General features: G+C 57.5%; 20 protein-coding genes, 1 tRNA gene and 1 pseudogene. All 22 read right to left on the bottom strand.

Features of this window, described 5'->3' with window-relative positions:
- Nucleotides 1–1152 (bottom strand): GTP-binding protein (locus tag Q1J88_RS09120; RefSeq protein ID WP_301117331.1); only part of this gene is annotated, 1152 nt, incomplete at its 3' end.
- Between the two features lie 18 nt (nt 1153–1170).
- The gene (gene rpsG, locus Q1J88_RS09115) at nt 1171–1641 is read right to left on the bottom strand and encodes a 30S ribosomal protein S7 (RefSeq protein ID WP_301117330.1); all 471 of its coding nucleotides are present in this window, start codon (nt 1639–1641) and stop codon (nt 1171–1173) included.
- Nucleotides 1642–1777: 136 nt separating this feature from the next.
- Entirely contained in the window at nt 1778–2152 is a 375-nt protein-coding gene (gene rpsL / locus Q1J88_RS09110) for a 30S ribosomal protein S12 (protein ID WP_301117329.1), read from the bottom strand.
- Between the two features lie 313 nt (nt 2153–2465).
- The gene (locus Q1J88_RS09105; RefSeq protein WP_301117328.1) at nt 2466–2927 is read right to left on the bottom strand and encodes a MarR family transcriptional regulator; all 462 of its coding nucleotides are present in this window, start codon (nt 2925–2927) and stop codon (nt 2466–2468) included.
- A gap of 62 nt (nt 2928–2989) precedes the next feature.
- Nucleotides 2990–3925, bottom strand: a complete 936-nt coding sequence (locus Q1J88_RS09100; RefSeq protein ID WP_301117327.1) for an ABC transporter permease — start codon at nt 3923–3925, stop codon at nt 2990–2992.
- Complete coding sequence (locus tag Q1J88_RS09095; RefSeq protein WP_301117326.1) at nt 3925–5007, bottom strand: ABC transporter permease; 1083 nt, start codon at nt 5005–5007, stop codon at nt 3925–3927. Before Q1J88_RS09095 ends, Q1J88_RS09100 begins: the two co-directional genes overlap by 1 nt.
- Nucleotides 4989–6509 carry an ABC transporter ATP-binding protein gene (locus tag Q1J88_RS09090; protein ID WP_301117325.1) on the bottom strand — a complete coding sequence of 507 codons (1521 nt, stop codon included), beginning with the start codon at nt 6507–6509 and terminating at the stop codon, nt 4989–4991. The genes Q1J88_RS09095 and Q1J88_RS09090 overlap by 19 nt, the downstream gene beginning before the upstream one ends.
- 14 nt (nt 6510–6523) lie before the next feature.
- Complete coding sequence (locus tag Q1J88_RS09085) at nt 6524–7510, bottom strand: BMP family protein (RefSeq protein ID WP_301117324.1); 987 nt, start codon at nt 7508–7510, stop codon at nt 6524–6526.
- An 86-nt stretch (nt 7511–7596) separates the two neighbouring features.
- On the bottom strand, nt 7597–8283 hold the full coding sequence (locus Q1J88_RS09080) for an isochorismatase family cysteine hydrolase (protein WP_301117323.1): 687 nt from the start codon (nt 8281–8283) through the stop codon (nt 7597–7599).
- Nucleotides 8284–8299: 16 nt separating this feature from the next.
- Entirely contained in the window at nt 8300–8608 is a 309-nt protein-coding gene (locus tag Q1J88_RS09075) for an acetone carboxylase subunit gamma (protein WP_301117322.1), read from the bottom strand.
- On the bottom strand, nt 8605–10422 hold the full coding sequence (locus Q1J88_RS09070) for a hydantoinase B/oxoprolinase family protein (protein ID WP_301117320.1): 1818 nt from the start codon (nt 10420–10422) through the stop codon (nt 8605–8607). Before Q1J88_RS09070 ends, Q1J88_RS09075 begins: the two co-directional genes overlap by 4 nt.
- Before the next feature lie 8 nt (nt 10423–10430).
- Nucleotides 10431–12551: a hydantoinase/oxoprolinase family protein gene (locus tag Q1J88_RS09065; protein ID WP_301117319.1), complete on the bottom strand. Its 2121-nt coding sequence runs from the start codon at nt 12549–12551 to the stop codon at nt 10431–10433.
- A gap of 185 nt (nt 12552–12736) precedes the next feature.
- The gene (rpoC, locus tag Q1J88_RS09060) at nt 12737–16996 is read right to left on the bottom strand and encodes a DNA-directed RNA polymerase subunit beta' (RefSeq protein WP_301117317.1); all 4260 of its coding nucleotides are present in this window, start codon (nt 16994–16996) and stop codon (nt 12737–12739) included.
- The gene (rpoB, locus tag Q1J88_RS09055) at nt 16996–21108 is read right to left on the bottom strand and encodes a DNA-directed RNA polymerase subunit beta (protein ID WP_301117316.1); all 4113 of its coding nucleotides are present in this window, start codon (nt 21106–21108) and stop codon (nt 16996–16998) included. Before rpoB ends, rpoC begins: the two co-directional genes overlap by 1 nt.
- Nucleotides 21109–21266: 158 nt before the next feature.
- On the bottom strand, nt 21267–21647 hold the full coding sequence (gene rplL / locus Q1J88_RS09050; protein WP_301117315.1) for a 50S ribosomal protein L7/L12: 381 nt from the start codon (nt 21645–21647) through the stop codon (nt 21267–21269).
- A 72-nt stretch (nt 21648–21719) separates the two neighbouring features.
- Nucleotides 21720–22244, bottom strand: coding sequence for a 50S ribosomal protein L10 (gene rplJ, locus Q1J88_RS09045; RefSeq protein WP_301117314.1), 525 nt, complete (start codon nt 22242–22244; stop codon nt 21720–21722).
- 241 nt (nt 22245–22485) lie between these two features.
- Nucleotides 22486–23181 (bottom strand): 50S ribosomal protein L1, encoded by a 696-nt coding sequence (gene rplA, locus Q1J88_RS09040; RefSeq protein ID WP_301117313.1) that lies wholly within the window; start codon nt 23179–23181, stop codon nt 22486–22488.
- A gap of 1 nt (nt 23182) precedes the next feature.
- Nucleotides 23183–23614, bottom strand: a complete 432-nt coding sequence (rplK, locus tag Q1J88_RS09035) for a 50S ribosomal protein L11 (protein ID WP_301117311.1) — start codon at nt 23612–23614, stop codon at nt 23183–23185.
- A gap of 68 nt (nt 23615–23682) precedes the next feature.
- Nucleotides 23683–24216, bottom strand: a complete 534-nt coding sequence (gene nusG / locus Q1J88_RS09030) for a transcription termination/antitermination protein NusG (RefSeq protein ID WP_301117309.1) — start codon at nt 24214–24216, stop codon at nt 23683–23685.
- A 9-nt stretch (nt 24217–24225) separates the two neighbouring features.
- Complete coding sequence (gene secE, locus Q1J88_RS09025) at nt 24226–24606, bottom strand: preprotein translocase subunit SecE (RefSeq protein WP_301117307.1); 381 nt, start codon at nt 24604–24606, stop codon at nt 24226–24228.
- A 51-nt stretch (nt 24607–24657) separates the two neighbouring features.
- Nucleotides 24658–24733, bottom strand: a tRNA-Trp gene (locus Q1J88_RS09020).
- Nucleotides 24734–24836: 103 nt separating this feature from the next.
- A pseudogene (locus Q1J88_RS09015) lies at nt 24837–24976 on the bottom strand (elongation factor Tu); the annotation flags it as partial.

The following is a 24976-nucleotide window of genomic DNA, read 5'->3' as shown; positions in this document are numbered from 1 at the left end:
CACGACTGCGGCGATGTCACCGGCGAGAACTTCTTTGATCTCGGCACGGTTGTTCGCGTGCATTTGCAGGATACGGCCGATACGCTCTTTCTTGCCCTTGACCGGGTTGTAAACGGTTTCACCAGCGTGCAACACGCCCGAATAAACACGCACGAAGGTCAGCTGACCCACGAACGGATCGCTCATGAGTTTGAATGCCAGTGCCGAAAACTTGGCGTTGTCGTCTGCAGGCAGGCTGATGGCATTGCCGTCGTCGTCCACACCTTCGACCGGAGGAATATCCACGGGCGAAGGCAGGTAGTCGAGCACCGCGTCAAGCATGCGCTGAACACCTTTGTTCTTGAACGCCGTGCCGCAGAGCATGGGCTGGATTTCGCCGGCAATGGTGCGCAGACGAAGGCCCAGATTGATTTCGTCCTCGGACAGCTCGCCTGTCTCGAGATACTTGTTCATGAGCTCTTCGTTAGCTTCAGCTGCCGACTCAACAAGCTTTTCGCGCCACTCTTCGGCGGTAGCCTGGAGCTCGGCGGGAATGTCGACGTATTCGAACTTGGTACCCTGCGAGGCTTCGTCCCAGATGATGCCGCGCATCTTGATCAGGTCGACCACACCCTTGAAGTTCTCTTCGGCACCGATAGGGATGACGATGGGCACAGGGTTGGCCTTGAGGCGAAGCTTCAGCTGATCGTAGACCTTGAAGAAGTTGGCGCCGGTGCGGTCCATCTTGTTGATGAAGGCAAGACGGGGCACACCATATTTGTTGGCCTGACGCCATACGGTTTCAGACTGAGGCTGCACGCCGCCCACAGCGCAATACACCATGCAGGCGCCATCCAGGACGCGCATGGAGCGCTCGACTTCGATCGTGAAGTCGACGTGTCCCGGGGTGTCGATGATGTTGATGCGATGCTCGGGGCGATCACCCGCCATACCGCGCCAGAAGGCTGTCGTGGCAGCCGAAGTGATGGTAATGCCACGCTCTTGTTCCTGCTCCATCCAGTCCATCGTAGCCGAACCCTCGTGGGTTTCGCCGATTTTATGGTTTACACCGGTGTAGAACAGAATGCGCTCGGTGGTTGTGGTCTTGCCTGCGTCAATGTGGGCAGAGATACCGATGTTGCGGTAGCGCTCGATGGGGGTTTTGCGGGGCATGATGTGTAAGTCCTTAGATTACCAACGGAAATGGCTGAATGCCTTGTTGGCTTCGGCCATTTTGTGCGTGTCTTCGCGCTTCTTCATTGCACCGCCGCGGCCTTCAGCTGCGTCGAGCAATTCGCCGGCCAAGCGCAAGTCCATCGACTTTTCGCCGCGCTTCTTGGCGGCTTCGCGCAGCCAGCGCATGGCCAGAGCCAGGCGACGCACGGGACGCACTTCGACCGGCACCTGGTAGTTGGCGCCACCGACGCGACGGCTTTTTACTTCGACCAGAGGTTTGATGTTGTTGATTGCGGTATTGAACACTTCCATAGGCTCTTTGCCAGTTCTAGCCTGGATGTGATCAAGGGCGCCGTAGATGATGCGCTCTGCGACAGCCTTTTTACCGGACAACATGACAACGTTCATGAACTTGGCAAGCTCTACGCTGCCGAATTTGGGATCCGGGAGGATCTCACGTTTGGGAACTTCGCGACGACGAGGCATTTTTAACTTCCTTGTGACAGTTCAGTTGAACCGTGCCCTTGCACGGCCACGATCATTCATCGGAATGACCACTTACATGCCATGGGCTGGAGCCCAGGCTGCACTGATACGACTGGACGAACCAGCCAGAAAAAACTTAAGCTTTGGGACGCTTGGCGCCGTACTTGGAGCGCGCCTGCTTGCGATCTTTAACGCCTTGCAGGTCGAGCGAGCCTCGAACGATGTGGTAGCGAACACCGGGCAGATCCTTGACACGACCGCCGCGCACCAGAACGACCGAGTGCTCTTGCAGGTTGTGGCCTTCACCGCCGATATAAGAAATGACTTCGAAGCCGTTGGTCAGACGAACCTTGGCGACTTTACGCAAGGCGGAGTTTGGCTTCTTGGGGGTAGTGGTGTACACACGAGTGCAAACACCACGGCGCTGAGGGCAGTTTTCGAGCGCGGGGCTCTTGCTGCTTGCGCGGCTGACTTCGCGCGGCTTGCGCACGAGTTGACTAATGGTTGGCATAACCTTTACGCATCCTGTGAATGTTACACGCCTGGCAAGTGGGCGTCATGAACGTACTTTTCGATGTACCAGATTCGCCTAGGCGTTTATTGGTTTTGAACGCTGGTACACGTCACAGAACGTCAAAAACAACTTAGGCGGTCGCAATAACCGCCTATTCACAGAAAAACTACGTGTAAAGAGCGGGGTATTGCAACAACCGTGTAAGCAATGCCCTTCTGTAGATTAAAAGGCGCAAGTGGCTTTTTACGGTTAGCTAGCCATAGTAGCATAGGCAAAGCCTGCAGGTCAACGTACCACTTGCCTGGCTGTATCAGAATCGGCACACATGATCCGCCACCCGTTTAAGCGACGTTTCGAGTGCTTCCCGCTCGGCTTCTGACAACACGCCGAAGGCATTTTGAATGATGCGATAGGCATCGGGCCACGCCTGGGCATATTTGCTTCGGCCCAGCTCGGTCAGATAAACCCGTGTCGAACGATTGTCATTCGGATCGTCGCGGCGTTCGACCAGATCGCGATCTTCCATCTGGCTGACCACCCTGCTCAACACCGCAGGCCTGACCGCCGTGGCGCGGGCAATTTCGCTGATGTTCTTGCCGTCTTCTTCAAGAAGATATTGCAGGACCCGAAAGTGGATGTAGGTGATATCGAGCTTGCGCAAGGTGAAATTCCGAAGGTCCTGTTCCATCCGGAAAATGATCGAAGCCATCTGAAACGCGATGTTCTGCTCCAGCTTCAGATGTGGAGGCTCAAGGTCTAGAGTCGAAGACATAGTTGATTTGGACGAATTGCGAGGTTTAACTGCGAGCTGGGCCGCCGCAGACCCCGCCCGTCTCATGCGGCACTCCGGCGCGCACGCAGCGATCTGAACGGAAGTGCCAGTGCGGCAGGACCCGCGGAGCGACTTGCAAATATTACCAGCGCAATCAATGCCACAACGTACGGCATCATGACAAAGAACTGGTACGGAATGTCGGAATACCAGGTTTGAAGTCGAATCTGCAGCGCGTCAGCAAGTCCAAACCCCAGACAGGCCACCAGAACCCCCAGGGGATTCCACCCGCCAAATACGACACAGGCAATGGCAATGAAACCACGACCCGCCACCATGCCCTCAACGAACGCATTCACCTGAGCCAGAACCAGAAACGCGCCACCCATTCCTGCCATGGCTCCGCCAAACAGCACGGCAGCCAGGCGGTACCGGTTCACATCGATGCCCGCGGCATCGGCTGCCTGAGGGTTTTCGCCCGATGCCCGCAGTTCGAGCCCGCGACCGGTGCGCCCCAGGGTCCAATACAGCACGAAAGCCAGGGCTACGGCCACATACACCAACAAAGTATGGCTGAAGAACACGGGTCCAATGAATGGAATGTCGCGCAATGGTCCGAAATTGACCGCTGGAAACGAGGGGATCATCACCGGCGCACCTCCAATGGTAAGGCGATAACCTACGCCTGAAAGCCCCGCACCCAGAAACACCAGCGCCAGACCCGACACGATTTGGTTGGCGCACAAGTAAATGGAAACGACACCGTGAATGGCAGCCAGCACAAGGCCACCCAACACGGCAAGCCCAACGCCGCCCCATGGGGTTCCTGTGTACACGGCTCCGGCGGCAGCCAGAAAGGCGCTGAACAACATAATGCCTTCCAGACCGACGTTCATGACGCCGGCCCGTTGCGCGACGGTTTCTCCCAGTGCAGCAAATGCAATAGAAATGCTCAGACGAATACCGGCGGCCGCCAGCCCGGCAATTAACAGATCCATCAGGCGTTCTCCTTGTGTCGGCTGGAAATGGCGTCAAAACACAAAAAGCCCAGAATCACCACGCCTTCAATAATGTAGACAATGGGAAAGGGGATATTGGCTTCGCGCTGCAACACGCCGGCCCCTACATAAAAGATGGCAAACAGTATGGCCATGGGTGCCACCCACATTGGAGACAGCCGGGCCATGAGCGCAATGGCAATCGCTGCCTGGCCGTATCCTGCAGAGAAATTGTCCTGGAGCCGCTCGTGAATCCCCGCCACCTGCACGGCCCCGGCCAGGCCGGCCATGCCTGCGCTGATCAGCATTGCCCACAAGATGACTCTTTTTTCACGCATGCCGGCGTAACGCGCCGCTGAGGGATTTCGTCCAACAGTGGTCAGCTTGAAACCAAAGGCGGTCTTCTTGACTACGACCGCCAGTACCACCAGGGCAACCAGCGCCACCACCAGACCGTAATGCACCCGGCTGCCGGCAATAAGGTTGGGCAGCAACAGGGTTTCGGGCAGGTACTCGCTCCATGGCATAAGGCGAGCAGGCTCTTGGAGCGGGCCACGAATAGCCCAACTGAGCAACTGCATGACAATAAAATTCAGCACGATGGTAGATATGATTTCGCTTGCTCGAAATCGCACAAGCAACCAACCTACCAGCACGCCCAGCAACCCACCGCCGACAAAACCAACCATCAGGTACAGCAGCAGACCCAAGGGCTGAGGCAGCTCGCCGAACCAGGGCGCGAAAATAAACGCGGCCATCGCCCCCAGAAGAAACTGCCCGTCTCCACCAATATTGAAGACCCCAGCCCTGAATGCCACCACTACCCCAAGCCCAACCAGCGCAAGCGGAATACTCTGGGTGAGAACCTCATAGAATCCACTGGACGTTGCCAGGGTATAAACCAGCAATGCCTTATAGGCGGCAACGGGATCCTTGCCCGCCGCCACAATAAAGGCCGCCGGAATCAAAGCCGTGATTACAACAATTACCAGGGCCGCCCACCATAAATACCAGCGGCCATCTGAACCAGGTGCAGGGCCGGCAAACAGGCTGGTGCCGGCTGTCATCTTTGCGTCATCCACCGACCAACTTCCTGAATATTCGTTTCGGAAACCGCTACAGGACCGTGCAGACGGCCTGCAGACAAAACCATGATGCGATCTGCTACCTGCCAGACTTCCGCCAGGTCGGCTGATGCCAGCAACACGCCTGCGCCTGCCGAACGACGCGCCAACAGCCTGTTGTTGATAAAGGCGATTGTCTTGACGTCGAGTCCACGCGTGGGATGCGCCGCAATGATCAGGCTGGGGTCGCTGGCCAGCTCGCGCGCCAGAACCAGTTTCTGCTGATTTCCGCCGGACAACTGGGCCATGCGTGCCCGCAAGCCCGGTGTCTTGACGGAATAAGTGCTGACCGCCTCGGCCACCGCTTCTTCAACCGCTGCAGGACGCAACCACCCATTACGGTTGAACTGTTCGGAGTCAAGATGAGTAAGCAGGAAATTCTCGCCCAATGTGGCATCAACCAGAACCCCGTCCCTGAGTCGATCTTCGGGAATATGGCACACTCCCGACCGACGCAATATGGCAGCGTCCAGGTACGACGTATGGTCGAGGTCAAACCAATATTGCAGATGACCGGTTTCCGGCTTCAGCAAGCCCGCAACCACCTGCACCAGTTCAGACTGCCCGTTACCCTCGACGCCGCACAACGCCAGGATTTCACCCCGGCGCAGTTCGAAGCTGACATCCTGCAAGGCTGTAGTTCCGTTGGGCCGGCGAACACCGATTCCCGATGCCTTCAACAAGCACTGCCCCGCATCGGTCGGTTGCTCTTTTGGCCGCAGCGTGGGCATGTCGTCGCCCACCAGCAGGCGAATAAGGTCTTCACGACTTTTACCGCCCACCTCTGACACACTGACCACGCAGCCATGCCGCATGACCACCACGCGACGACAACTATCCAGAATGTCTTCCAGCTTGTGGCTGATGATAATGACCGAGGTGCCTTGTGCCGCCAGTTCGGCCACCAGGCGGAACAAGGCCGGGCGTTCTTCCTGGGAAAGCACTGCGGTGGGCTCGTCCAGAATCAGCAGGCGGGGCCGTCGCGACAGCACCTTCATGATTTCGACCCGCTGCTGCTGTCCTACCGTAAGGCGATCGACCCGCGCATCAAAATCCACCTCGACGCCCAGACGCTGGGCAAGTGCCGAAATGGTGGATCTAAGCTCGTCGAAACGCAACAGCGTACGACGCCCCCAGCGCGGGTCTCCCAAAGCCAGGTTCTCGGCAACGGTCAGCGCTCCGACCAGCTTGAAATGCTGGTGAACCATACCGATGCCCGCTTCAGCGGCCTCTCGGGGCGAATCAAAGTCAACTTCTCGCCCCTCGAAAGTAATGACTCCACCGTCGGGCCGGATCAGGCCCGAGATGATGTTCATCAGGGTCGATTTGCCCGCACCGTTTTCACCAAGGATTCCGATGACCTCGCCAGGGCCAACGTCAAAGCTAACCTTGTCGTTGGCCACCAGGCTGCCGAACCGTTTGGTAACGGCGTCGAGCTGCAGCAAAGCTGCTTCCGCCATGATTGAGCTCCGGATCAGTTGGCTTTTTCGCGGATTTCAGGCAGGTCGTCGATGGTACCGGCCCGGATACCATCCTGGATTTCCTTGATGGCGGCCTTATCCTTATCGGACAGCTTGCCTTCGAAGTTGCGCAGGGGCGCAAGGCCTATGCCTTCTTCGTTAAGACCCAGCAGATAGTTCTTGGGCTCGATGGTGCCGTCAATGATTTTGCCGATGGCCATGTCGATGTTTACATCGAAATTGATCAGGGCGGTAGTGACGATGGTGTCTGGTGCCAGGGCAGCCGAATCAAATGCCGTACCGATCATCAGCGCACCTTTTTCCTTGGCGGCTTGCAAAGTACCCAGTACGTTCTCGTTTCCGATACCCGAGACGACATCGGCGCCACTATCGATCATGCTGGTGGTGATCTCCTTGGCCTTGGCAATATCCGAGAACGAGCCTACGTATGCCGACATCACCTCGATGTCGGGATTGATACGCTTGCTGCCGTTCTTGAATCCTTCGTCGTATTCCTGGATGGTGGGAACCGGAATTGCCGGCACGTTGGCGATCTTGCCCGACTTGCTCATCAAGGCTGCCACGGCGCCGGCCATATAACCCGCGTCTCCCCAACGATTATCAAACGATGCCAGGTTCGGCGCGGCCGCTACCTTGGTGGTGTTTACGATGAACCAGGTATTGGGAAAGCGCTTATGGATGCGCTTGGCCGGATCGGCAAACTGAAAGCCGTGCGCAATGACGACGTCGTAGCCGTCGTGCGCATACGATGTGAGCGCTTCCTGAGCCTGCGCTACATCGGTATTTTCTCGGATTGAAACCTGAATCCCGGGATACTTCTCTTGGGCTTTCTTTATACCGGCGGCAGCGGCACTGTTAAATGTGCCGTCTGTCACCGAACCTGGCAAGATCAAGGCCACTTTAAGGTTGGACTTGTCTTGCGCAGTTACCGTAAATGGCAGAACCGCAAGGCAAAGTGTGCAAAGCAATCGGCGAAGCATAGCTGTCTCCTAAATCGGTAGTGGGTCGATGCTGCGTTGCTGCGACGGCCAGGCCGTCTTGCGGGATTCAGGACCCGCAAATCCCTCTACTGCTTGAAACTGCGCATCATCTCAAGGGCTTCCTTACTGGTAAGCACGTTTCCAAATTGCTGAATGATGTTCTCGAGTGCCGAACGGTGTTCCTCATCAGACAACGCAGCACAACAATCGGAAAGCATGGTCACCTTGAAATCCATCATCATCGCGTCGCGCGCGGTAGATTCGCAGCACACGTTGGTCTTGGTTCCGGCGATCAGCACCGAATCGATCCCCATGCTGCGCAAAACACGTTCGAGCGAAGACGAACCCGCGGTAAGCGCGCTGTATCGGTTCTTGATGATGACAATGTCTTCGTCGCTGGTTTCAAGCTCGGAGTAAACAGCCTGATTCTCTGGCGAATTGTGCTCCAGCGTACGCGTACGTACGTCACCGGCAACCACGTGGTTGTAGAACAGCTCCCAGTCGCTGCGCCCTTTATGCTGTGTATTGGCGTGCAATACCCAGATTACCGGTACTCCGTCTTTGCGTAACTCTGCAGTAAGGGCATTGATGTTCGGCACGATGCCCCGCGAGGTGGCCACTTCAGCCGGCGACCCGGGCGCGCAGAACGTGTTCTGCATGTCGATGACAACAAGCGCCGTGCGCGAAGGATCAATTGTTTCGTAGAAATTGATGCGGCCACGGCGAGCCATGAGCCTGTCAAGAATTTCTTGCCGAATTTGTATGTTGTGCATTTTTTCACCAATCAACTTAATACCGTGCGTTCTGTTTTACCGTGTGCACGATGTCATAAAGAAAAGGGTCTTCGGGCAAAGCGACTTCGCTATCCAACAGATGCCCGCAATCATTGCAGGCAAACTGCCGCAATACAAGGTCGGGATGCACGGAAGAGGACCAGCCCGGCTGCTGGCGCACCGGCACTGTCTTTAGTGCAGCGCGATCTTTCCAATGCGTGTCATCGCCCGGAGACGTCAATGCATGTCCGCATTCAGCGCAGCAGATGACGCTGCCGCCTTCTTCGTTTCGCCGGACCAGGGTGGGAGAAATTCTGCTTGTCATGCGTGTACTCCTACATTAAGACGCTCGGCCTTCATTTGCTCACGCCGCGCGCGAGTAGCGGCTTCGTCAGGCTTACCATCGGTGAACACCACGCCGTATATGGTTTCGGCGGCTTCAACGGAAACGCGGCGGGTGGCTACATCGTTGGCAATGTCGGAAACGGGGCGAAGCAGGGGGTCGCCCACACCGCCGCCGCCGTTCCAACGCAGGTAGAAGGCATCGTTCTGGCCTAACGGGAACACACCCCAACTGATGGCTTCGGGTGTGCCGGTCAAGGAAGCGGCGTCGGTTTCAAGCCGGGGCGGGGCCTTGTCATCTGCCGGGCCGCGGTACAGCACATAATCGTTGGCAGCTCCGGATACGCCTCCGGCCAAACCATCGCTCATGGGAAACTTGGACCCCTTGCCTGACAATACAAAGTTGATGCCCCCGTCGGGACTGCCGTGCGGAACGATAGCGATTTCGCCCCCTACGCCACCGCGATATCGACCTGCACCACCGGAATCGAGCATGCGACGGCGGAACAGATATCGGATGGGGAAAGCACCTTCCACGGTTTCCACGTTCGCCATACGCGAGATCGGGTTCGGCATTTCGCCACCGATATCAACGCCATCGCCATAGGTCTTGGCGCCGCCCGCACCCGCAAAGGTTTCGGTAAGCGTGTCGATGGCAAGGCGGCCTTCGCGTGTCCGGCCAAACATGAACACGGCGAAGTGGTTGGCGTGCCAGACGGCGGTGGCCTCGTCCTTGTATTTCTCGCTGGCGGCGAGCATCTTGCCGATAGCCGAACAGGCCGCATTATTGACGGACTGAATCGCGCCTACTGTTGCGACCGAGACCGGCGCAGGGCGCGTGCAGTTCACGATGCTGCCTTCCGGCGCGATCATGGTAATGGGTTCAACAGCACCCTGGTTCCACGTGATGTCGTAGCAAAGCAGGGGGAACAAGGGGGCAAACAAACCTCCCAGAGCCGCCCATTTCGTGCAGTTGACGCTGTAGGCCGACTGGGGGCTCGACCCCGTAAAGTCGAACGTCAATGTGTCGTCGCGCTTGGTCATGGTCAACAGCACTTTGGCTGTTTCACCCTTCACATCAATGTACTGGCGAGACTGCCATTGACCGTCGGGCAGCTCGCGCAATCGCTGGCGAAGCAGCTGCTCTGACTGTTCGATCAAGGTGCGGCCAACATGGTCGACAGCGTCGGCACCATATTTTTCGATCAGTGCCAGCATGCGCTGACCGGCCACGTTGTTGCAGGCAATGAGCGACCGCAGATCGAGCGCCACCATTTCGGGGCTTCGCACCATGTTAAGGAAGGTGTCCCAGATGTCCTGGCGCAATTCACCGCGGCTGATCAACTTGATACCGGGGCTGCTGAAGCCTTCGCTATAGATGTCCTTGGCATCCGGAGCGAATCCGCCGGGGTTCATGGCACCAATATCGGACACGTGAACAAAGCAGGCGCTCCATGCCACGAGCTTGCCCTGGTAATGAATGGGCGCCAGCATGTACACGTCGGAAGTATGAAGCGCGGCCGTGTACGGGTCGTTCAGCATGTAAACGTCGCCTTCTTCGATCTGGCCTTCGAATCGACGGATGACTGCCTTGCAGGCCTCGGCAGCACTTGTAAGGTGGTGAAGAAAGCCCACGCCACCCATGAGCAGCGAGCCGTCGGCGCGATACAGGCTGACCATCAGGTCGTGGCCTTCGTTGGTAATGGCCGTGCCCGAAACATGCTTGAGCGTGATGACCGCCTCTTCGACAACCCGGAACAAGCGGTGACGGATGATGGAATAGGTAATTGGATCCATGCTTGACCTCACTCGAATTCGACTATGACGTTGCGATACTCATCGACGGTCGCACGCTGACCCGCTTGAAGCACGATGGTGGTGATCGGCGTGTGGATGACTGCCGGGCCCGAAAAACGATTACCCGGAGACAGCTTTTCAAAGTCGTAAATATCGGCCGGGGCCAATCCGCCGGCCTGCTCGACAAAAATATTGCGTTTGCCGATCAGCGCACCGCTGGCATCCGGACCGCCCATTGGCACGGTGGGTACTTCAGGTTTCTTCAGCAGACCTTCAGCCTTCAGCCGGAACAGCTTCATCTCGATGCCGGCTTCGCGATAGGCAGAACCTTTTCCGAACTTGCGCTCGTACAGGGCTTCGAAATCATTCAACAGCTGGGCCAGGCCTTCGTCGGTCAGGGGAGTCTGGGCACGGACTTGTGTTGTCAGCTCGTGTACCTGTCGGGCGTAGCGCAAGTCTACCGACCATTCAAAACGCATTTCATCGTCGCTGAAGCCTTCTTCGCGCAGCTGCTTGCGAGCCTGCTCGATAAGGGGCTCGTAGATGGCGTTGATTTCCGAAGCAGGAACCGAGGCGGGCAAAGTTTTGGTTACCGAATACTGATGCACAATATCAGCGGAAACCAGACCGAAAGCGCAATTGACCGACGCCGTGTACGGCACAACAATCTTGCGAACGCCAAGCTCGGAACCAAACATGGTGGACAGCATCCCGCATGACCCGCCAAACGAATGCATGACGAAGTCTCGCGGATCGAGCCCGCGCTCAACCGTGATCTCGCGGATAAGATCGGTAATTTGAGCGGAGGCCAGACGGTAGATACCGATAGCGGCTTCTTCCACATTCATGCCCAGAGGCCGGGCAATTTTCTCTTCGAAAATGCGACGTGCGGGCTCCACGTCAAGCTTCATGGAACCACCCAGGAAGGTGTTGGGATCCATGTAGCCGATCAGCATGAACACGTCGGTAAGGGTAGGCTCTTTACCGCCAAGCCCGTAGCAGATGGGGCCGGGTCGCGAACCGGCCGAGCGCGGCCCGACACGCGGTTCGCCGGTTACCGGATCGATGCTGACAATGGAACCGCCACCGGCACCGATGGACACGACTTCGATCTTTGGCGCCGAATAATGGAAGCGATCCACCATCGGTTCGCGTGCGTATTCGATTTCTCCATCCTGAATCACGCTCACCTTGAAGGTGGTGCCACCCATATCGACGGCGATGACATCAGGCTGATCAAGCAGCTGGCCCAACGATTTACTTCCAATGACACCTGCTGCGGGCCCGCACTCAAGCATTCCTACCGATCGGTCGCCGGCTTCGCCTGCAGGCAGCAAGCCGCCATAGCCTTGCATAACCATGGTCTGTCCGCGGTAATCCGTTGCCGACAGCTTGCTGTGCAGATCCGCCAGATAGCTTTGCGTGATACCGCCACAATAGGCGTTGATGACCGCAGTGGAGGTACGCTCGTACTCGCCCGGCAAGGGTGCAATCTCGGAGGAGAGCGTGCAATACGCTTGTGGCGCGACGCGCGCGGCAACCTTCTTGATCGTCTGTTCGTTGATGGGGTTGGCGAACGACCAAAGCAATGAAACCGCAATAGCCTCGGCGCCTTTTTCGTCGACCAGATAGCGCAGCGCCGTTTCGACTTCGGCCTCGTCCAGTTCGCGCAGGACTTCGCCCGTGGCATCGACGCGTTCACCAATGCCATGAATGAGATCGGCATCTACCAAGGGGTCGGCACGTTCGGTCTTGACGATGTGCTTGATGCGGTCTTCGGTCAGTCCGCCCCAGCGGCCATAGGCACCGCGGGTAACCAGAATCGTATCCTCAAAGCCCTCTGTGGTCAGCAACCCGACTTTGGCGCCGTCGCGGGTCAGGATGGTGTTATCGACAACGGTTGACCCATGCACGAAAAGATATGTCTGGGCCAGAAGGCTCTCAACTTCTTCGCCCATTGAATCCGCTGCCGAGCGGATGGAATCAAAGATTCCGGTGGCGTAATCTGGCGGCGTAGATAAAGCCTTGCCGATACGAATCGGCTCGCCGGCCGCAAAAACTACTGTGTCTGTACACGTGCCACCGACATCGGTGGCGATCACGTACTTACGTGTTTGTCCTGCATCCATGCCGCGTCAACCTCCTGCTTTAAGTGTAATTACAGGTGTATTTGTAGCTTTTATAGCAGGTGTTTTTTCCGGCACCAATAGATTTTTGTGAACTCTAGGGTAAATCCTAGGCATGAAAAAGCCGCCAGGTACATGGTGAACCTGGCGGCTTGAGACGCTGGCCGGCCTACGCCGGCCAAGCGGTTTTACTCGTCGCTGTTGGCTTCTGGCGCCGGGGTATCGGCATCCGTGGAACCATCGGCAACATGCGCCTCGGCAGCGGAAGGCGGAGTATCTTCGAAGGGGTTGGCCAGCGCACGTGCGGCTTCGCGCTCGGCCTCCTCGAAACGCTCTTTTTCTTTGCGAGCCTTGTGATACGACATGCCGGTACCCGCCGGGATAAGCCGGCCGACAATGACGTTTTCCTTGAGGCCGCGAAGTTCGTCGCGCTTGCCCATGATGGCTGCTTCGGTCAGAACCCGGGTGGTTTCCTGGAAGGAAGCCGCCGAGATGAACGAATCGGTCGACAAAGAAGCCTTGGTAATACCCAGCAGCACGTTCTCGTAGGTGGCCGGAATCTTGCCTTCTGCTTCCATGCGATCGTTTTCGTTGAGCAGTTCGGAACGTTCAACCTGCTCGCCAGTAATGAAGCTGGTATCGCCCGGATCGACGATATTCACACGACGCAGCATCTGACGCACGATGACTTCAATGTGCTTGTCGTTGATCTTCACACCTTGCAAGCGGTAAACGTCCTGCACCTCGTTGACGATATAGCTGGCCAGACGCTCGATGCCCTGCAGACGCAGGATATCGTGCGGATCAGGCGGACCGTCGACGATCATCTCGCCCTTGTTGACGACCTGGCCGTCGTGCACCAGCACCTGCTTCTCTTTGGGGATCAGCGTTTCATGGCTGACGCCATCGAGGTCGGTGATGACAAGACGCTGCTTGCCCTTGGTGTCCTTACCGAACGAAACCGTACCCGTGACATCGGCCAATGTGCCGGCATCCTTGGGTGAGCGGGCTTCGAACAGCTCGGCCACGCGAGGCAGACCTCCCGTGATATCGCGGGTCTTCTGCGATTCCTGAGGGATACGGGCAAGAATTTCACCCACCGACACCTGCTGCCCGTTACGCACGGTAATCAGTGCGCCCACTGGGAAGGAGATGTTGACGGGGTGCTCGGTACCAGCGATCTTGACCTCTTCGCCCGCTTCGTTGAGCAGCTTGATCTGAGGCCGCATCATGGTCTTGCCAGTGCGCGTCTTGGGAGTGATTACCACCAGGGTCGACAGACCGGTGATTTCGTCGACCTGACGGGCAACCGTAACGCCTTCTTCGATATTCTCGAAGCGGACCTGACCGGAGTACTCGGACACGATCGGACGTGTAAGAGGGTCCCACGACGCCAGACGCTGGCCCGCCTTGACCACGTCGCCGTCACTGACGGTAATCGTGGCGCCGTACGGAATCTTGTGACGCTCACGCTCACGACGGCTGTCGTCGAACACCACGATTTCACCCGAACGGGAGATCGCAATCTTGGCGCCCTGTGCATTGGTCACGTAACGCATCGACAGCTCGAATCCAACCGTACCGGCGGACTTGGTTTCGACCGAGCTTGCCATGGCGGCACGCGAAGCGGCACCACCGATGTGGAAGGTACGCATCGTAAGCTGCGTACCCGGCTCACCGATGGACTGAGCGGCAATAACACCCACCGCTTCACCCTGGTTGACCATGCTGCCACGACCCAGGTCGCGACCATAGCAGTGGGCGCAAAGGCCATGGCGGGTTTCGCAAGTTAGCGGAGTACGAATCTTGACTTCATCGACACCCAGCTGATCGATGTACTCGACCAGGTCTTCGTCCAGCAGCGTACCGGCGGCGACAGCAGTTTCCTGGGTATCAGGATTAATGATGTCTGTGGCAGTTACGCGGCCCAGGATGCGATCACGCAGCGGCTCGATGACTTCACCACCTTCGACCAGCGCCTTCATGGTGTAGCCATGCGTGGTGCCGCAATCGACTTCAGTGATGACCAGGTCTTGCGTCACGTCGACCAGACGGCGGGTGAGGTAGCCCGAGTTGGCGGTCTTGAGAGCCGTATCGGCCAGACCTTTACGCGCACCGTGAGTCGAGATGAAGTACTGAAGGACGTTCAGGCCTTCGCGGAAGTTGGCGGTAATCGGTGTCTCGATAATCGAGCCATCGGGCTTTGCCATCAGGCCACGCATACCAGCCAACTGGCGGATCTGGGCAGCAGAACCCCGGGCGCCCGAATCGGCCATCATGTAGATGGAGTTGAACGATTCCTGGCGAACTTCGTTGCCATGACGATCGATGACCGGCTCGGTCGAGAGCTGCTCCATCATTGAACGGCCGACCTTATCGCCTGCCTTGCCCCAGATATCCACCACGTTGTTGTAGCGTTCCTGGGCGGTTACCAGACCGGACGAATACTGCTTGTCGATCTCTTTGACCTCGGCACTTGCCTGTGCAAGGATTTCTTCCTTGACCGAAGGCACGAGCATGTCGTTCATGGCGATGGAAATACCACCACGCGTTGCCAGGCGGAAACCGGCCTGCATCAGCTTGTCGGCGAAGATGACCGTGGCACGCAGACCGCAACGACGGAAGGACTGGTTGATGAGCCGTGAAATCTCTTTCTTTTTGAGGGGACGGTTCAGCGACGAGAACGGCAGCCCCTGGGGCAGGATCTCGGACAGCAAGGCACGACCGACCGTGGTTTCAAAGCGCTTGAGTACCGGCTGGTATTCGCCGGAGGCGTCCTTTTCGTACTCGTTCAATCGCACGGTAATGCGAGTCTGGAGTTCGACTTCGCCGTTGTCGTACGCGCGCTGAACTTCGGCCACGTCGGCGCAGAACATGCCTTCACCCTTGCCGTTGATACGCTCGCGAGTGGCATAGTACAGACCCAGAACGATATCCTGGGACGGCACGATGGAAGGTTCGCCGTTAGCGGGGAACAGCACGTTGTTCGACGCCAGCATCAGGGTGCGGGCCTCGAGCTGGGCCTCGAGCGATAGCGGCACGTGAACGGCCATCTGGTCACCGTCGAAGTCGGCGTTAAATGCCGCGCAGACCAGGGGGTGCAGCTGAATGGCCTTGCCTTCGATCAGCACAGGCTCAAACGCCTGAATACCCAGGCGGTGCAGCGTTGGAGCACGGTTGAGCATGACGGGATGCTCACGAATGACTTCTTCGAGAATATCCCAGACCACGGGCTCCTGGCTTTCGACCAGCTTCTTGGCTGCCTTGATGGTGGTAGCCAGGCCCATCATTTCAAGACGGTTGAAGATGAAGGGCTTGAACAGTTCGAGCGCCATCAGCTTGGGCAGACCGCACTGATGCAGCTTGAGCTGCGGGCCGACCACAATAACCGAACGACCGGAGTAGTCGACGCGCTTGCCCAGCAGGTTCTGACGGAAGCGACCGCTCTTGCCCTTGATCATGTCGGCCAGCGACTTGAGCTGACGCTTGTTGGCGCCAGTCATGGCCTTGCCACGGCGACCGTTATCAAGCAGTGAGTCAACCGACTCCTGCAGCATGCGCTTTTCGTTGCGCAGGATAATGTCGGGAGCCTTGAGCTCGAGCAAACGCTTGAGGCGGTTGTTGCGGTTGATGACCCGGCGATACAGGTCGTTCAGGTCGGAGGTCGCGAAACGTCCGCCATCGAGCGGCACCAACGGGCGCAGGTCGGGCGGCAACACGGGCAGGACTTCCATGATCATCCATTCGGGCTTGATGCCCGACTTCTGGAAGCCTTCAAGCACTTTCAGACGTTTGGAAATCTTCTTGATCTTGGCGTCGGAACCGGTGGCCTTGAGCTCAGCGCGCAGGGTTTCCACTTCGCGATCGATGTCGATGGTGCGCAGCAGTTCACGAACCGCTTCGGCACCCATCAGCGCATGGAAGTCGTCGCCGTATTCTTCGGTTTTGGCGAGGAAATCGTCGTCGGACATGATCTGACCACGCTTGAGCGGAGTCATGCCGGGCTCGATTACGCACCATGCTTCGAAATACAGAACCCGCTCGATGTCGCGCAGGGTCATGTCCAGCACCATACCCAGGCGGGAAGGCAGGCTCTTCAGGAACCAGATGTGCGCAACGGGGCTGGCCAGCTCGATGTGACCCATACGCTCGCGGCGCACCTTGGCAACAGTGACCTCAACGCCGCATTTTTCGCAGATAACGCCGCGATGCTTGAGACGCTTGTACTTGCCGCAAAGACATTCGTAGTCTTTTACCGGGCCAAAAATCTTGGCGCAGAACAGGCCATCACGCTCGGGCTTGAACGTGCGGTAGTTGATGGTCTCGGGCTTACGGACTTCACCGTAAGACCAAGAGCGCACCTTCTCGGGCGACGCAATACCGATCTTGATGGCGTCGAATTGCTCGTCTTGCGAGACTTGTTTGAAAAGGTCGAGTAGCGCTTTCATTATTTACGCTCCAAATCCATGTCTAGCGACAAAGATCGAATTTCTTTGACGAGGACGTTGAACGACTCGGGCATGCCTGCATCGATGACGTGATCACCCTTGACGATGTTCTCGTACACCTTGGTACGACCGGTGATGTCATCGGACTTGACCGTGAGCATTTCCTGCAGGGTGTACGAAGCACCGTAAGCCTCGAGTGCCCAGACTTCCATCTCACCAAAGCGCTGGCCACCGAACTGAGCCTTACCACCAAGCGGTTGCTGCGTAACGAGCGAATAGGGGCCCGTAGAACGCGCGTGCATCTTGTCGTCGACCAAGTGATGCAGCTTGAGGTAATGCATGTAACCGATAGTGACCGGACGTTCGAACTGGTCGCCGGTGCGGCCGTCGTACAGCCAGGCCTGAGTGCGATCGGGTGTGAGCTTGAGCTTCTTGGCTTCTTCGTCGGGGTAGGCCAGCTCGAGAATCTCGCCGATCTCCTCTTCGGTTGCACCGTCAAACACTGGGGTAGCAACAGGCATGCCGTCCTTCAGATTGCGAGCCATTTCAACCAGCTCGTCATCGGTCAGGTCTTCGAGGTGAGCGGATCCGCCGCCGGCGTTGTATACCTTCTGCAGGTATTCGCGCAGCTGCTTGACCTGTACGCCACGTTCATCCTGAAGCATTTCGGCAACACGATGACCAAGACCCTTGGCTGCCCAGCCCAGGTGAACTTCGAGTACCTGTCCGACGTTCATCCGCGAAGGAACGCCCAGCGGGTTAAGAACAATGTCGACAGGGGTACCGTCGGCCATGTGAGGCATGTCCTCGACAGGGGTAATACGCGAAACAACACCCTTGTTACCGTGACGACCGGCCATTTTGTCACCTGGCTGCAAGCGACGCTTGACGGCCAGATAGACCTTGATCATCTTGAGCACGCCGGGGGGCAGTTCGTCGCCCTGTGTAAGCTTCTTGCGCTTTTCTTCGAAGGCCAGATCAAACTGGTGACGCTTGTGTTCGAGCGACTCTTTGGCCTGCTCGAGCACGACAGCATGCGCCTCGTCGGCCAGGCGAATGTCGAACCACTGCCAGCGGTCGAGATCGTCAAGGTATTCGCGTGTAATAGCGGTACCCTTGGCCAGCTTGCGAGGACCGCCATTAACCGTTTTGCCAACCAGGAACTTGCCGATACGATCGAAGGTGTCGTTCTCGACGATACGCAACTGGTCGTTGAGGTCTTGGCGATAACGGCGCAGCTCGTCGTCGATGATGGACTGGGCACGTTTGTCGCGCTCGATACCCTCACGCGTGAACACCTGAACGTCAATTACTGTTCCGACCATGCCCGAGGGCACGCGCAGCGAGGTGTCCTTGACGTCAGAGGCCTTCTCGCCAAAGATGGCGCGCAGAAGCTTCTCTTCGGGGGTCAGCTGGGTTTCGCCCTTGGGCGTGACCTTGCCGACCAGCACGTCGTCGGCGCGTACTTCGGCACCGATATAGACAATGCCGGAATCGTCGAGACGGTTCAGCTGGGTTTCAGCCAGATTGCTGATGTCTCGAGTGATTTCTTCTGGTCCGAGCTTGGTATCGCGAGCCACGACCGTCAGTTCTTCGATGTGCACCGAGGTATAGCGGTCGTCAGCTACAACCTTCTCGGAAATAAGAATCGAGTCCTCGAAGTTGTAGCCGTTCCAGGGCATGAACGCGACCAGCATGTTCTGGCCCAATGCCAGCTCGCCCAGGTCGGTCGAAGCACCGTCGGCCAGAACGTCACCACGAGCGACCTGATCGCCACGCTTGACGATAGGGCGCTGGTTGATGTTGGTGTTCTGGTTGGAACGCGTGTACTTGATGAGGTTGTAGATATCAACACCCACCTCGCCTGCGACGTTCTCGTCGTCGTTGACGCGAATCACGATACGGTCGGCATCAACGTGGTCGACAATACCGCCACGGATGGCCTGTACGGTCGTGCCCGAGTCAACAGCTACGGTACGTTCGATGCCGGTACCCACCAGAGGCTTTTCGGGACGCAGGCACGGCACGGCCTGACGCTGCATGTTGGCACCCATCAGGGCACGGTTGGCGTCGTCGTGCTCAAGGAAGGGGATCAGCGAAGCAGCGACCGAAACGATCTGCGACGGGGCCACGTCCATGTACTGAATATTCTCGGGCGACGTCAGCATGGTTTCGCCGGCCTCGCGGCAGGCAACCAGGTCGTCGACAAAACGGCCTTCTTCGTCAAGCGTGGCGTTGGCCTGTGCAATGACGTAGTTGCTTTCTTCGATAGCGGACAGATAGTCGATCTGATCGCTGACCTTGCCGTCGACAATCTTGCGATAAGGAGTTTCGAGGAAGCCAAACTCGTTCAGGCGTGCATATAGAGCCATCGAGTTGATCAGGCCGATGTTCGGGCCTTCAGGCGTTTCGATGGGGCAGACACGACCATAGTGAGTGGGATGAACGTCGCGAACTTCGAAGCCGGCGCGTTCGCGGGTAAGACCGCCAGGTCCGAGAGCCGAGACGCGACGCTTGTGCGTGATCTCGGACAAGGGGTTGGTCTGGTCCATGAACTGCGATAGCTGGCTGGACCCGAAAAACTCTTTGATTGCCGCCGAGATGGGCTTGGAGTTGATCAGGTCATGGGGCATGAGGTTTTCGGCCTCTGCCTGGCCCAAGCGTTCTTTCACAGCACGTTCGACACGTACGAGGCCGGCACGGAACTGGTTCTCGGCCAATTCGCCCACGCAGCGCACACGGCGGTTACCCAGGTGATCGATGTCGTCGATCTGGCCACGGCCGTTACGCAGCTCGACCAGCACCTTGATGGTGTCAAGGATGTCTTCGTCGGTAAGCGTGAGGGGGCCGGACATGTCGTCGCCACGACCCAGACGGCTGTTGACCTTCATGCGGCCGACACGCGACAGATCGTAAGTTTCTTCGCTGTAGAACAGACGCTGGAACAGGGCTTCGACAGCTTCTTCAGTTGGCGGCTCGCCAGGACGCATCATGCGATAGATGGCGACACGCGCTGCCATCTGGTCGGCAGTTTCGTCCGTACGCAGGGTTTGCGAGATATACGCGCCGCGATCCAGGTCATTGGTGAACAAGGTCTGAATTTCGCGGATATTGGCGTCGCGGATATCAGCCAGAATCGTTTCCGTGATCTCGTCGTTGGCGTTGGCAATAACTTCGCCGGTTTCCGGATTGATCACGTTCTTGGCCAGCACCTGTCCCAGGATGAAGTCGTCGGGTACAGACAGGTGTTCGATCTTGGCGGCAGCCATATCGCGCAAATGCTTGGCATTGATGCGTTTGTCTTTTTCGACAATGACCTTGCCGTCGCGGTCGGTGATGTCAAAGCGCGCTACTTCACCTTTCCAGCGCTCGGGCACGAACTCGAGCATGGCACCGTCGGATTTCAGCTCGAGATTGTCGAAATCGAAGAAATGCGCCAGGATGGCCTCGGGCGTCATGCCGATGGCCTTGAGCAAAATGGTTACCGGCATCTTGCGACGACGGTCGACACGGAAGAACAGAATGTCCTTGGGGTCGAATTCGAAGTCGAGCCATGAACCACGGTAAGGAATCACGCGGGCCGAGAACAGCAGCTTGCCCGAACTGTGGGTTTTGCCACGGTCGTGTTCGAAGAACACACCAGGCGAGCGATGCAGCTGCGACACAATGACGCGCTCGGTACCATTGATGACAAAAGAGCCCGTATTGGTCATGAGCGGCATCTCGCCCATGTATACTTCCTGTTCCTTGACTTCCTTGATGGTGGGCTTGCTTACCTCGCGGTCCATCAGTACCAGGCGCACTTTGGCACGCAATGGCGAGGCGTAAGTCAGGCCGCGCATCTGGCATTCTTTAACATCGAATACCGGGTCGCCCAGCACGTAGCTGACGAACTCCAGGCGCGCCATTCCGTTATGGCTTACTATCGGAAATATTGAGGTAAAGGCGGCTTGCAGGCCTTCGTCCTTGCGTTGTGATGGGGGTGTATCTGACTGCAAGAATGTAGAAAATGATTGCAGTTGAGTCGCCAAAAGGTAGGGTACGTCTTGGACGTCTTCACGTTTGGCGAAGCTCTTACGTATGCGCTTTTTTTCGGTATACGAATAAGGCATGAGCACTCCGACTCGAGGGGTTACATGGGCCGTCAACCACGGCCCTGGCTTACGACTCCAGAGAACCCGGCTTCACTGGCAAGCAGTCAAATACGGGTTTTCTGGAGACGCAAAAGCCCGGGAAGGCCAAAAACCTTCCCGGGCAGGCGTCGACAAGCTTACTTGAGCTCGACTTTGGCGCCAGCTTCTTCAAGCTTCTTCTGAGCTTCTTCAGCGTCAGCCTTGGACATGCCTTCCTTGACAGGCTTCGGAGCACCGTCAACGAGGTCCTTGGCTTCTTTGAGGCCCAGACCAGTGATTTCACGCACGGCCTTGATGACGCTGACCTTGTTGGAACCAACTTCGGCCAGGATCAGGTCAAATTCGGTCTTTTCTTCTGCAGCAGCAGCTGCGCCACCAGCTGCAGGAGCAGCAACAGCGACGGCAGCGGCAGCAGCCGACACACCGAATTTTTCTTCCATGTCCGTGATCAGTTCGGACAATTCCAGGACGGTCAGGTTAGCGACGGCGTCCAGGATTTCTGCTTTGCTTAATGCCATTTTTAGAACTCCAAATAGGTATAAATGCCAGGGTTGGGTATCGCTCGGTCTTTCGACGAGTCCCGAAAGGGCTTACGCAGCCTCTTTCTGATCGCGCACGGCCGCAAGGCCACGAACGAATTTGGTGGGAACTTCGTTGAGCGTACGCACAAACTGCGTAATGGGTGCCTGCATGGTGCCCATCAGTTTCGCCAACAGCTCGTCGCGGGTCGGCATGGTGGCCAGAGCCTTCACGCCTTCGGTATCGAGGGCGTTGTCGGGCAATGCCCCGCCGGTGATAACGAGCTTGTCGTTGGTTTTCGCGAAACTGGCGAGTACCTTGGCGGCCGAGACTGGATCTTCGCTGATCGCGTACATAAGCGGACCAGACATTTTGGAAGAAAGCACCTCGAAAGGTGTTCCTGCCACAGCACGGCGAACCAACGTGTTCTTCAGAACACGCAGATACACACCCGACTCACGCGCTTGTTTGCGCAATACGGTGACGGCAGCGACGTCCAGACCACGGTACTCGGCGATAATAACTGACTGGGCCTTCGCAAGTTCTGCGGAGACTTCCTCAATTACGACCGCTTTCTCTTCACGATTGAGACTCACGGTTTGAACACTCCATCTAACGACACGAGAGAGGGTCTCTTGTGTCTACCGAATGCGGCGCACCTGGTCGAGTTCTTGAAAGAAATCTTCCATGGGCGCCGTCTACGCTGGATACAGTAATAACTACCTGACGATTAAGCCCTTGCCCGCCCTTGCGGTTGGTTGGGGGCTCCAGCGGTCTTTGACAGCAACATCGAGGCACAGCTCCGATGCAGCCCAAAGTTCATGTTGCCGGGGTCTGTCAGACCGCCAGCGAAGCTAGTTCGACGCGAGCACCGCCGCCCATGGTGGACGAAACGGCAAGCTTGCGCAGATAAATACCCTTGGACGACGCCGGACGGGCCTTGTTCAGCGCGTCAACCAGAGCGTTCAGGTTTTCCTGAAGCTGCTCGACGCCGAAGGAAGCACGGCCGATCGTGGCGTGAATAATGCCCGCCTTGTCGGTACGATACTGCACCTGACCTGCCTTGGCGTTCTTGACAGCCGTGACGACGTCAGGCGTAACGGTGCCGACCTTGGGGTTGGGCATCAGGCCACGAGGACCCAGCACCTGACCCAGGGCGCCAACTACGCGCATGGCGTCCGGCGAAGCGATGACGACGTCAAAGTCGAGATTGCCGGCCTTGATGCTTTCGGCCAGATCTTCGAAACCGACGACGTCCGCACCGGCTTCCTTGGCGGCTTCGGCCTTGTCGCCTTGGGCGAACACAGCGACGCGAACGGATTTACCGGTACCGGCGGGCAGAACGACAGAGCCGCGCACGAGCTGGTCGGATTTCTTCGGGTCGATACCCAGCTGAACCGCGACGTCGATGGACTCATCGAATTTGGCAGTGGCGGTTTCCTTGACCAGCGCCAGTGCTTCGGCGACGGGATAGAATTTGTTGCGATCGATTTTGGCCTGGATCGCGGCGGCGCGTTTGCTTAGCTTGGCCATGTTACACCCCCTCGACCGTGATACCCATGCTACGGGCGCTGCCCGCGATGGTGCGAACGGCAGCGTCAAGATCGGACGCCGTCAGATCGGGCTGCTTGGTCTTGGCAATTTCTTCGGCCTGAGCGCGTGTCAGGGTGCCGACCTTGTCGGAGTTCGGACGAGCCGAACCCTTCTGAATGCCCGAAGCCTTCTTGATCAGGATAGCCGCCGGAGGCGTCTTCATGATGAAGGTGAAGCTCTTGTCGGCGTAGGCGGTGATCACCACTGGAATCGGCAGACCTGGCTCCATGCCTTGGGTCTGGGCGTTGAACGCCTTGCAGAATTCCATGATGTTCAGGCCACGTTGACCCAGAGCCGGGCCAATTGGGGGGGATGGGTTCGCTTTACCAGCCGGTACTTGCAGCTTGATAAAGCCGACGATTTTCTTCGCCATGCTTTGCTCCTTACGGGTTCAGACGCCGGCCGATTGCAACGGACGGCTCCCCGGGGGTTGGATAAACGTCAGGTTTTTTCGACCTGACCAAAATCGAGTTCTACAGGTGTGGCGCGGCCAAAGATAGTGACCGATACCCGCACCTTGCTTTTCTCGTAATTGACATCTTCGACGTTTCCGTTGAAATCGGCGAAGGGACCTTCTTTGACGCGAACCATCTCGCCCACCTCGAAGAGGATTTTTGGACGAGGCTTTTCGACGCCTTCTTCCATCTGGGAAAGGATCTTTTCGACCTCGCGGTCGGAGATCGGCGCGGGACGATTGCCCGAGCCACCCAGAAAACCGGTTACCCGGTTAGTGTTCTTGACCAAGTGCCAGGTTTCGTCGGTGAGATCCATCTCGACCAGCACATAGCCGGGAAAAATACGACGTTCGGTGATGGATTTTTTTCCACCCTTTACTTCGACGACCTCTTCGGAGGGAACCAGTATGCGGCCGAAGGACGACTCGAGCCCGGCACGCTCGATGCGTTCGAGCAGCGCCTTGTGCACACTTTTCTCCATGCCGGAATAGACGTGGACGACATACCAACGTTTGCTCATGTGTGGCCTTTATCTCCAGCCCAGCAGCAGACCATAAATGGCCCAGCCCAGCGTTTTGTCGACGAGCCACAAGAACAGCCCCATGATCGCCACAAACACGAACACAATGGCGGTCATTTGTGTGGCTTCTTTGCGGGTCGGCCAGGTAACGCGCTTGACTTCGTTATACGAGTCGCGCAGATATCCGATGGAACGACGACCGGGTTCGCTGAACCATGCAATGAAAGCGGCAATGATGACGCTGCCAATGAATATACCGACCCGGGCTACGGCAGGTTGGTCGTCGAGCACCGAGAACGCAACGATGCCGGCAATGATGACAAGCACCGCCAGACCCAGCTTCAGGCGGTCTACGGTGCTGCTTACGGTTTCTACGTTGGTGTTCGACATATTCAGGCGAGTGACCCCGCTGCTAGCACGGCCTGCAAGCCGTGGCGATGATGGCAGGGGCAGTAGGAATCGAACCTACAACCTTCGGTTTTGGAGACCGACGCTCTGCCAATTGAGCTATACCCCTAAGAACTGCTGTGGATTGCGGCGGTTACTGCTACACGGCGCGCAATCCGCTCGACTGCGCGGACGAGGCGGTATCGCTTCGTCCGCTTGTTGCATTTTAAAACTTACTTGATGATTTTAGCCACCACGCCTGCGCCCACGGTACGGCCGCCTTCGCGAATGGCAAAGCGCAGACCTTCTTCCATGGCGATCGGAGCGATCAGCTTCACTTCCATCGACACGTTGTCGCCCGGCAGAACCATTT

Source organism: Pusillimonas sp. (genome assembly GCF_029263785.1).
Classification (GTDB): Bacteria; Pseudomonadota; Gammaproteobacteria; order Burkholderiales; family Burkholderiaceae_B; genus Pusillimonas.
This window is presented reverse-complemented; position numbering and strand designations above follow the sequence as displayed.

Excerpts from the sequence above, each read along its gene's own strand:
- rpsG (WP_301117330.1), bottom strand. The coding sequence starts at position 1,641 with ATGCCTCGTCGTCGCGAAGTTCCCAAACGTGAGATCCTCCCGGATCCC.
- rpsL (WP_301117329.1), bottom strand. The coding sequence starts at position 2,152 with ATGCCAACCATTAGTCAACTCGTGCGCAAGCCGCGCGAAGTCAGCCGC.
- Q1J88_RS09105 (WP_301117328.1), bottom strand. The coding sequence starts at position 2,927 with ATGTCTTCGACTCTAGACCTTGAGCCTCCACATCTGAAGCTGGAGCAG.
- Q1J88_RS09100 (WP_301117327.1), bottom strand. The coding sequence starts at position 3,925 with ATGGATCTGTTAATTGCCGGGCTGGCGGCCGCCGGTATTCGTCTGAGC.
- Q1J88_RS09090 (WP_301117325.1), bottom strand. The coding sequence starts at position 6,509 with ATGGCGGAAGCAGCTTTGCTGCAGCTCGACGCCGTTACCAAACGGTTC.
- Q1J88_RS09085 (WP_301117324.1), bottom strand. The coding sequence starts at position 7,510 with ATGCTTCGCCGATTGCTTTGCACACTTTGCCTTGCGGTTCTGCCATTT.
- Q1J88_RS09080 (WP_301117323.1), bottom strand. The coding sequence starts at position 8,283 with ATGCACAACATACAAATTCGGCAAGAAATTCTTGACAGGCTCATGGCT.
- Q1J88_RS09075 (WP_301117322.1), bottom strand. The coding sequence starts at position 8,608 with ATGACAAGCAGAATTTCTCCCACCCTGGTCCGGCGAAACGAAGAAGGC.
- Q1J88_RS09070 (WP_301117320.1), bottom strand. The coding sequence starts at position 10,422 with ATGGATCCAATTACCTATTCCATCATCCGTCACCGCTTGTTCCGGGTT.
- Q1J88_RS09065 (WP_301117319.1), bottom strand. The coding sequence starts at position 12,551 with ATGGATGCAGGACAAACACGTAAGTACGTGATCGCCACCGATGTCGGT.
- rpoC (WP_301117317.1), bottom strand. The coding sequence starts at position 16,996 with ATGAAAGCGCTACTCGACCTTTTCAAACAAGTCTCGCAAGACGAGCAA.
- rpoB (WP_301117316.1), bottom strand. The coding sequence starts at position 21,108 with ATGCCTTATTCGTATACCGAAAAAAAGCGCATACGTAAGAGCTTCGCC.
- rplL (WP_301117315.1), bottom strand. The coding sequence starts at position 21,647 with ATGGCATTAAGCAAAGCAGAAATCCTGGACGCCGTCGCTAACCTGACC.
- rplA (WP_301117313.1), bottom strand. The coding sequence starts at position 23,181 with ATGGCCAAGCTAAGCAAACGCGCCGCCGCGATCCAGGCCAAAATCGAT.
- rplK (WP_301117311.1), bottom strand. The coding sequence starts at position 23,614 with ATGGCGAAGAAAATCGTCGGCTTTATCAAGCTGCAAGTACCGGCTGGT.
- nusG (WP_301117309.1), bottom strand. The coding sequence starts at position 24,216 with ATGAGCAAACGTTGGTATGTCGTCCACGTCTATTCCGGCATGGAGAAA.
- secE (WP_301117307.1), bottom strand. The coding sequence starts at position 24,606 with ATGTCGAACACCAACGTAGAAACCGTAAGCAGCACCGTAGACCGCCTG.